General features: G+C 71.9%; 7 protein-coding genes. 6 read left to right on the top strand and 1 reads right to left on the bottom strand.

Annotated elements, in window-relative coordinates; all coding sequences use genetic code 11:
- Window positions 1–99: 99 nt before the first annotated feature.
- The 5 genes from AB0M11_RS40615 to AB0M11_RS40595 all read left to right on the top strand — a co-directional run bounded on the left by AB0M11_RS40615 (window position 100) and on the right by AB0M11_RS40595 (window position 4,741).
- Window positions 100–750: a UdgX family uracil-DNA binding protein gene (locus AB0M11_RS40615; protein ID WP_365713882.1), complete on the top strand. Its 651-nt coding sequence runs from the start codon at window positions 100–102 to the stop codon at window positions 748–750.
- A 16-nt stretch (window positions 751–766) separates the two neighbouring features.
- Complete coding sequence (locus tag AB0M11_RS40610; RefSeq protein WP_365713880.1) at window positions 767–1,291, top strand: GNAT family N-acetyltransferase; 525 nt, start codon at window positions 767–769, stop codon at window positions 1,289–1,291.
- Between the two features lie 80 nt (window positions 1,292–1,371).
- Entirely contained in the window at window positions 1,372–1,683 is a 312-nt protein-coding gene (locus tag AB0M11_RS40605; RefSeq protein ID WP_365713878.1) for a DUF4229 domain-containing protein, read from the top strand.
- Between the two features lie 39 nt (window positions 1,684–1,722).
- On the top strand, window positions 1,723–2,361 hold the full coding sequence (locus tag AB0M11_RS40600; protein WP_365713875.1) for a TetR/AcrR family transcriptional regulator: 639 nt from the start codon (window positions 1,723–1,725) through the stop codon (window positions 2,359–2,361).
- Between the two features lie 235 nt (window positions 2,362–2,596).
- Window positions 2,597–4,741, top strand: a complete 2,145-nt coding sequence (locus AB0M11_RS40595; RefSeq protein ID WP_365713874.1) for a prolyl oligopeptidase family serine peptidase — start codon at window positions 2,597–2,599, stop codon at window positions 4,739–4,741.
- 191 nt (window positions 4,742–4,932) lie between these two features.
- Here AB0M11_RS40595 and AB0M11_RS40590 read toward each other — a convergent pair whose 3' ends face one another.
- Window positions 4,933–5,763, bottom strand: a complete 831-nt coding sequence (locus tag AB0M11_RS40590) for a MaoC/PaaZ C-terminal domain-containing protein (RefSeq protein ID WP_365713886.1) — start codon at window positions 5,761–5,763, stop codon at window positions 4,933–4,935.
- A gap of 446 nt (window positions 5,764–6,209) precedes the next feature.
- On the opposite strand from AB0M11_RS40590, the gene AB0M11_RS40585 reads away from it, so the two are divergent.
- Window positions 6,210–8,084 (top strand): AMP-dependent synthetase/ligase, encoded by a 1,875-nt coding sequence (locus AB0M11_RS40585; RefSeq protein ID WP_365713884.1) that lies wholly within the window; start codon window positions 6,210–6,212, stop codon window positions 8,082–8,084.
- Window positions 8,085–8,197 lie beyond the last annotated feature (113 nt).

The raw sequence follows: 8,197 nt of genomic DNA, 5'->3' as shown, positions 1-8,197 counted from the left end.
CGTTTGTCTGTTTTTAGGGGCGCGGGGAACTGCGCGACAAGCCACGACGCACCCGCGGCCGACATGACTCGGCACTGTCACGGCGGGTACCCGGCCCTCATGGCCACCAGTGCTCCGGAGGAGGCGTACACCGCAGCCCCCTTCCTCCCCGGCGGCCGGCAGAGCCTCACATCGCTGCGCCGGGCCGCCGCCGGCTGCCAGGGCTGCCCCCTGCACCGCGACGCCACCCAGACCGTCTTCGGGAAGGGCACGGCGCACGCCCGGCTCATGCTCGTCGGCGAGCAGCCCGGCGACCAGGAGGACCGGCAGGGCGAGCCGTTCGTCGGCCCCGCCGGGCGGCTGCTCGGCAAGGCCCTGGCGGACGCCGGCCTCGACCCGGCCGACGCCTACGTGACCAACGCCGTCAAGCACTTCAAGTTCACCTGGGCCGCGACCCGCAAGCGCCGCATCCACAAGCCCCCCACCCTGCGCGAGATGTCGGCCTGCGGCCCCTGGCTCGCCGCCGAGCTGTCCGTCGTGCGGCCGGAGTTGATCGTCGTGCTCGGTGCCACCGCCGGAAAGGCGCTGCTCGGGTCGGCGTTCCGGGTGGGCGAGGTCCGCGGGACCGTGCTGGAGCGGGAGATCCACGGGCGGCCGGAGCGGCTGGTGCCCACCGTGCACCCCTCCTCCGTCCTGCGATCGGACGACCGGGAGCAGGCCTACCAGGCTCTCGTCGCCGACCTGAAAGTGGCTGCACACGCGCTGTCGTAATAGATACGATGCCCGTATGCCCCTTACCTTCACCCTCGACCCCGCGATCACCCCCGCCCTCCGCGACGGCATCCTCGGCCTGTGGACGGACGTGACCAACGCCGGCGGCGCCGTCGGCTTCGTCGCCCCCGTCACCGCCGAGGAGATCCGGCCGGAGCTGGTCCGGCACTTCGTCGCGATGGCCGAGGGGCGCCACCGGCTCCTCGTCGGGCACGACGAGGCCGGCGAGGTCGCCGCCACCGCCTTCTTCTCCTTCAACACGCACCGGCTGATGACGCACTGGGTGTGGCTGTACACGGTGATGGTGCACCCCAGGCACCAGGGGCGGGGACACGGCCGTGCGCTGCTCGCGGCCGCCGCCGACGCCGCCCGCGGCTTCGAGGGCATCGACGCCATACGGCTCGGCTGCCGCGGCGGCCTCGGCCTGGAGGACTTCTACGCCTCCTGCGGGTACAAGGAGGTCGGCCGGGTCCCCGCGGCGGTCCGCGTCGCACCCGGCGACGACCGCGACGACATCACCATGCTGCTCCCACTGAGCTGACCGGACCCCGGTGCACGACCGGCCCCGCGGCGTGCTTCACTGGACGGTGCCCCTTTTCGTCGTCGGAAGACTGGATTGAGATGCTCCGCTACACGCTGATGCGCCTCGGTATCTTCGCGGGCTGCCTCCTCGTCGTCTGGGGCCTCGTCTACGCCGGGGCGTTCCCGCGCGGCTTCGGCGACTCCAACTTCCTGTGGGTCCTGCTGCTCTCCCTCGTCCTGTCGGCGCCGATCAGCTTCGTCGTGCTGCGCAAGGAGCGGGACCGCGCCTCGGTGCAGGTCTCGCAGCGGGTGGAGCGCATGAAGGCCAACATCGAGGCCAACCGCAGCCAGGAGGACGAGGCGGTCGAGCAGACGGCCCAGGCGCCCGAGCAGGCCCAGGCCTCCTCCTGAGCGGCTCCCTCGCCCCCGGCCCCAACTAGGCTTGGTCCCATGGGGACCGTCAAGACCAAGCGGATGCCGCGCGCGGTACGTGAGCAGCAGATGCTGGACGCCGCCGTGCGCACCTTCGGCCAGCGCGGCTACATGGCCGCGTCGATGGACGAGATCGCCGAACTCGCCGGTGTCTCCAAGCCGTTGGTGTACCTGTACCTCAACTCCAAGGAAGACCTGTTCACGGCCTGCATCCGCCGTGAGGCCAAGGCGCTGACCGAGGCGGTCCGCACCGGCGTCGACCGCGACCTGCCGGCCGACCGGCAGCTGTGGGACGGGCTGCGGGCGTTCTTCACGTACACCGCCGAACACCCCGACGGCTGGTCGGTGCTGCACATCCAGGCCCGCACGCACGGCGAGCGGTTCGCCGCCGAGGTGGCGGCGATGCGCGAGGAGATCGTCGCGTTCGTGACCCAGCTCATCGTGGCCGCCGCCCGCGCCGCCCACCGCGACCCCGACCTGGGCGAGGGCGAGGTCGCCGGTCTCGCCGAGGCCCTGGTGGGCGCCGCCGAGTCCCTCGCGGCCTGGGCCAACGCCACCCCCGGAGTCACCGCCCGGCAGACGGCGGCGACCCTGATGAACTTCGCCTGGGCGGGGCTGGGCAACCTGATGGAGGGCCGGCCGTGGTCCGCGCCGTGACCGGCCCCGCCGTCACACCGCGCCCCAGCGGCGCAGGGCGGCCGCCGGCCGCCGGTGGCCCACCCGGTACAGCCGTCACGTTCCGCGCTTCGCTTTGCTGCGGATGATTGGCAATCTGCGCAGATCCCCGATTGATTCAACACGCCTGGTGCCGGGCTGCCACCGGCTTCGGCACGGCTGTCTGAGCCGCGATATTCCCATGCTGCTCCAGCGAACGAATGACACAGTGCCAGGCATGGTGACATCCCCACTTCTGCGACAGCTCGCCCGCACCCGCCGCTTCACCCTCGGTGCACCCGCCCGTTTCACCGTGGCGCCGGACGGTACCTGTGTCCTGTTCCTGCGGAGCCGGGCCGGGGACGACCCGGTCGGGTGCCTGTGGAGGATCGACCTGGCAACCGGCGCGGAGCGGCTGCTGGCTGACCCCGCCAGGCTGCTCGGCGACGCGACCGATGAGGTGCCGGAAGAGGAGCGCATCCGGCGCGAACGCGCCCGGCAGCAGGCCGCTGGGATCACCGACTACGCCACCGACACGGCCGCTCAGGTGGCCGCGTTCGCCCTCTCCGGGCAGCTGTGGGTGGCGGACACCGGCTCCGGCGCCGTCCGGCAACTGCCCGCCCGGCAGCCGGTGGTCGACCCGCGCCCGTCCCCGGACGGCCGGAACATCGCCTACGTCTCCGGCGGCGCGCTCCGGGTGATCGGCGCCGACGGCAGTGGCGACCGAGCGGTGGCCGCGCCCGAGCCGGCGGAAGGTCCGGACGTCTTCTTCGGCCTGCCGGAGCATGTGGCGAGCGAGTCGATGGGCCGCTACCGGGCCTACTGGTGGGCACCGGACGGGGAGCGGATACTGACCACCCGGGTGGACAACCGAGAGGTCGGGCTGTGGTACATCACCGATCCGGCCGACCCCGCCAAGCCGCCGCGCACGATGCGCTACCCGCAGGTCGGTACCGCCAACGCCGAGGTCACGCTCTGGATCGCCGATCTGGCGGGCAACCGCACCGAGGTCCGCTGGGACCGGGCCGGCTTCGAGTACCTGCCCGCGGCCGGCTGGGACGGGCACGGTCCGTTCGCCGCCGTACTCAGCCGCGACCAGCGCACGCTCCAGGTACTGGCCGTCGACCCGGCAGACGGTACGACCAGCCTCCTGGCCGAGCGGCGCGATGAGCGCTGGGTGGAGCTGCTGGTGCCCGGAGTGCCCGCGCGGACAGCTACCGGCCTGCTCGTCGACTACCTCGACCGGAACGAGACCCGGCACCTGAGCATCGACGGCACGCCGGTCACGCCGGACGGCCTGCAGCTGCACGAGGTGCTTGCGGTGGACGGCGAGACGGTGCTTTTTACGGCGGCCGCAGAACCCACCGAACGCCATGTGTGGAGGTACCGTCCGGGCCAGGGCATACACCAGTTGACCGAGCAGCCGGGCGTGCACTCCGGCGCATTCTGCGGCGGCACGTTTGTACACACCGCACGCACGCTGGATCTGCCGGGCTCGCACACCGCCGTGCACCGCCTGACCGATGACGGCCGACCGGAACGGGATGGCCCCGCGCCCGTCGAAATCAGCTCGCACGCCCAACGCCCGCTGCTGCAGCTGCGTGTCGAATCCGCCGCTGCAGGGCCGCGTGAACTGCGCACACACCTCTTCCTGCCGTCCTGGCACAAGGCCGGTGATGCCCAGCTGCCGGTACTGGTCGATCCCTACGGCGGCCCCGCCATGCAGAAGGTGATGGCCGAACAGACCCCTCACACCCTCGTCTCGCAGTGGTTCGCCGAACAGGGCTTCGCGGTGCTGGTGACAGACGGCGCCGGCACACCCGGACGAGGGCCGCGCTGGGAGAAGGAGATCTTCGGTGACCCGATCGGCCCGGCCCTGGACGACCAGGTTGCCGCCCTGCACTCGACCGCCGAGCGCCACCCGGAGCTGGACCTCGGCAGGGTCGGCATCCGCGGCTGGTCGTTCGGCGGGATGCTGGCCGCCGCCGCGGTGCTGCGCCGGCCCGACATCTTCCACGCCGCAGTGGCCGGCGCTCCGCTCACCGACCAGCATCTCTACGATGCCTGCTGGAAAGAGCGCTTCCTCGGTCTGCCCGACCAGTACCCGGAGCACTATGAGCGGTCTTCGCTTCTTGCCGACGCTCCCAAACTCAGCCGCCCGCTGCTGCTGATGCACGGACTGGCAGACGACAACGTCTTCGTGGCCAGTACGCTGCAACTCTCCAGCGCTCTGCTGGCCGCGGGGAAGCCGCACGAGGTGCTGCCGCTCAGCGGGATGACACATGCCGCACCGACCAACGACGCGTTCGCCCGGCTGCTGGGGCACCAACTGGAGTTCCTCCAGCGGCACCTGGTCGGCCGCCTGGCCACGATGCCCTGCTAGACCCGATACTCCCGAACCTACGGGCAGGTGCCGCACCCCCGACAACAAGACCCGGTACGGGTCCTGCTCCACGTGGGTGGTCTGCTCGCCGGGCAGGTGGCGGAGCTTGATCAGCACCAGCCGGACACCGCCCCGGCGTGACAGAAGCCGCACAGGGAGCCGGAACGCATGCGTCGTCCGGCGTCGGCGGATCAGCGGGTGACGCGCGGGCGGATCCTGCCCTCCACGTGCACCCGGTCTCCGCTGCGCAGCTGGAAGCGGCCGTTCCCGGCGGCGTACGCGACGGTCGCCGGCAGCAGCACCGGCGCCCGGAACTCGGCCCGCACCTCGGCCGCCGTCGGCACCCCGTGCGCGGCGAGACACCGGGCCACCGTCCACATGCCGTGCGCGATGGCCCGGGGGAAGCCGAAGAGGCGGGCGGTGAGCGGGTGCAGATGGATCGGGTTGCGGTCCCCGGAGGCGGCCCCGTAGCGCCGGCCGACGTCCCCGGCGATCCGCCACTCCTCGACGACGGGCAGCGGCGGCCCGGCCCCTTCCCGTGCCGTCCCGCCGGAGTGCCGCGTCCGGTGCCGTGCCAGGTAGGTGCTCCGCGACTCCCAGACGACCTCCTCGCCGAGCCGTACCTCGGTCACGACGGTGGCCTCGGTGCCCCGCCGGTGCGGACCCAGCTTCTCGACGTGCACCAGGACGTCGTACGACCCGTCGCCCGGAAGGTCGGCGTACCGCTCGATCTCGATGCCGGTGTGCACCAGCCCCAGCAGCGGCAGCGGAAACTCCCGGGCGCTCATGAGCCGCATGGCCAGCGGAAAGCCGAGCACGTGGGGGTACGTGATCGGCAGCCCGTCCTCCCCGGTGCCGAACCCGCAGACACGTTCGTAGGCGGCGAGCCTGCCGAGGTCGGGGCGGACACCCCGCAGGGCCAGGCGGGTGCGGGGGAACGCGGCATCGGGGCCCGGCCTGCGGAAAGGCGACCGCAGCGCGCCGAGGGCCAGCAGGGGGCCGAGAGAAGGAGCCCGGTCCATGACGATCACAGAGGTTCACCTTTTCGATGCCGTCGGCGAGAGCGTCCCGACAACCGTCACGCCCCCATATGGCCCATATCCTGACTCTGGAGTAAGATTACCGTAGGTAAGGCTATGTGACAGCCGTCAAGTACCGGAAAACGGGCCGAACGTGAGAGACCCTCACGTAACCTCCGGGATTGCACAGGCCCGTCCCCGGAAAACCCCCGAAAACCCACAAGCCCGCCACAGCGGCCCCGTACGATCTCCAGCCTGAACCGTCGGTAACACCGTCCCGAGGGCCGGTGCCGGTGAACGCCTCGGTGCGCGAGGCACGTACGTCATGCAGCAAGCAGTTCACCGCTGCACGCCCGAGGAGCCGCCCCGTGTCCACGTCCTCTTATCCGAACACCGCCCCCGTCTCCTCCGGCGCGGCGGTCCAGGCCACGGACTACGACGGGAACCCGATCCTGGTCGAGCCCCTGGTGCAGCGCCTGGACGGGGTGGTGCGGGAGGCCTACGTACCGCCGTTCGCACCGCCGGTACGGCACGGGTCGCTGGCCGACCTGCCGTTCGAGAACGCGGAGGCGGAGCCGGGTGCCCTCGTGCTCAGCCGCAAGTCCGCCGACGCGGACGGGCGTTGGGAGCACGTGACGGCCGCCCAGTTCGCCGCGCAGGTGCTGGCGGTGGCCAAGGGGCTGATCGCGGAGGGGCTGATGCCGGGCGACCGGGTCGCGATCATGGCCCGGACGACGTACGAGTGGACGCTCCTCGACTTCGGCGCCTGGGCGGCCGGCCTGGTGACCGTGCCGATCTACCCGACCTCCTCGGTCTTCCAGACCCGCTGGATCATGCACGACTCGGGCGCCGTCGCCCTGGTCACGGAGACCTCCGCACAGGCCGCCGCGCTCGGCCCCGAACTCGACCGGCTGCCCGACCTCAGGCACCTGTGGGTGATGGAGAAGGGGCACGTGGACCGGCTCGCCGAGGCCGGTGCCCAGGTGCCGGACGCCGAGGTGGGCGTACGGCGCGGCATGCTGGGCCCCGACACCCTCGCCACCCTCATCTACACCTCGGGCACCACCGGCCGCCCCAAGGGCTGCGCCCTCTCGCACGGCAACTTCTTCGCCGAGGTCGACAACGCGATCGAACTCCTCTACCCGATCTTCAAGGCGCGCAACGACGAGGAGCTCTCCATCCTCCTCTTCCTCCCCATGTCCCACGTCTTCGGCCGCATGGTGGCGATCGCCTGCGTCCGCGCCGGGGTCCGCCTCGGCCACGCCCCCAGCCTCAAGGCCGAGGACCTGCTCCCGGACCTCGCGGCCTTCCGGCCGACCTGCCTGCTCACCATCCCCTACATGCTGGAGAAGGTGTTCAACACCGCGCGGGCGAAGGCGGAGGCGGCCGGCCGGGTCGCGGTCTTCGACCGGGCCACCGGGGTCGCGCAGCGCTACGGCGAGGCGCTGGAGGCGAAACAGACCGGCACCGGCGGCGGCCCCGGCCGCGCCCTGAAGACGGCCCGCGGCTTCTACGACCCGCTCGTCTACCGCCGTATCCGTACCGCCATGGGCGGCCGCGTCCGGCACATCATCTGCGGCGGCTCCCCGCTGGGCCGCCGCCTCGCCGCGTTCTACGCCGGGGCCGGCATCGAGATCTACGAAGGCTACGGCCTGACCGAGAGCACCGCGGCCACCACCTGCACCCCGCCGCTCAAGCCCCGCCTCGGCACGGTGGGCTGGCCGATGCCCGGCACCAAGGTCCGGATCGCCGCCGACGGCGAGATCCTGATCGCCGGTGAGCACGTCCTGCGCGGCTACTGGGACCCGCAGGCCGGTGGGGTCGTCCCGGCCACCCGGGACGGCTGGCTGGCCACCGGCGACCTCGGCGAACTGGACGACGAGGGCTATCTCACCATCACCGGCCGCAAGAAGGAGATGCTCATCACGGCCGGCGGCAAGTCGGTCGCCCCCGCCCCGCTGGAGAACTGGCTGCGCTCGCATCCCCTCATCTCCCAGGTGATGCTGGTCGGCGACGGGCTGCCCTACGTCAGCGCCCTCATCACCCTGGACCGGGACGGCCTCACCCACTGGCGCCAGATGAACGGCAAGCACCCGGTGCCGCCGGAACTCCTCCTGGACGACGTCGAGTTGCGGGCCGTCCTGCAACGCGCCCTCGACGAGGCGAACAAACTGGTCTCCCGCCCCGAGTCCATCCGCCGCTTCGAGATACTCCCCGTCGACTTCACCGAGGAGGCCGGACACCTGACCCCCTCGATGAAACTGCGCCGCGAGGCGATCATGAAGGACTTCGCCGCGGAGATCGAGGGCCTCTACCCGAAGTAGGGCCCGTGGCGTCGCAGCTGACCCGGCGTCGGCTGGGAGACGGGGCCGCGGGTGACCCGGCGTCGGCTGGGAGACGGGGCCGCGGGTGACCCGGCGTCGGCTGGGAGACGGGG

The organism is Streptomyces sp. NPDC051987 (assembly GCF_040680735.1).
GTDB lineage: Bacteria > Actinomycetota > Actinomycetes > Streptomycetales > Streptomycetaceae > Streptomyces.
The sequence above is the reverse complement of the archived record's forward strand: the minus strand, read 5'-3'. Positions and strand labels throughout refer to the sequence as shown.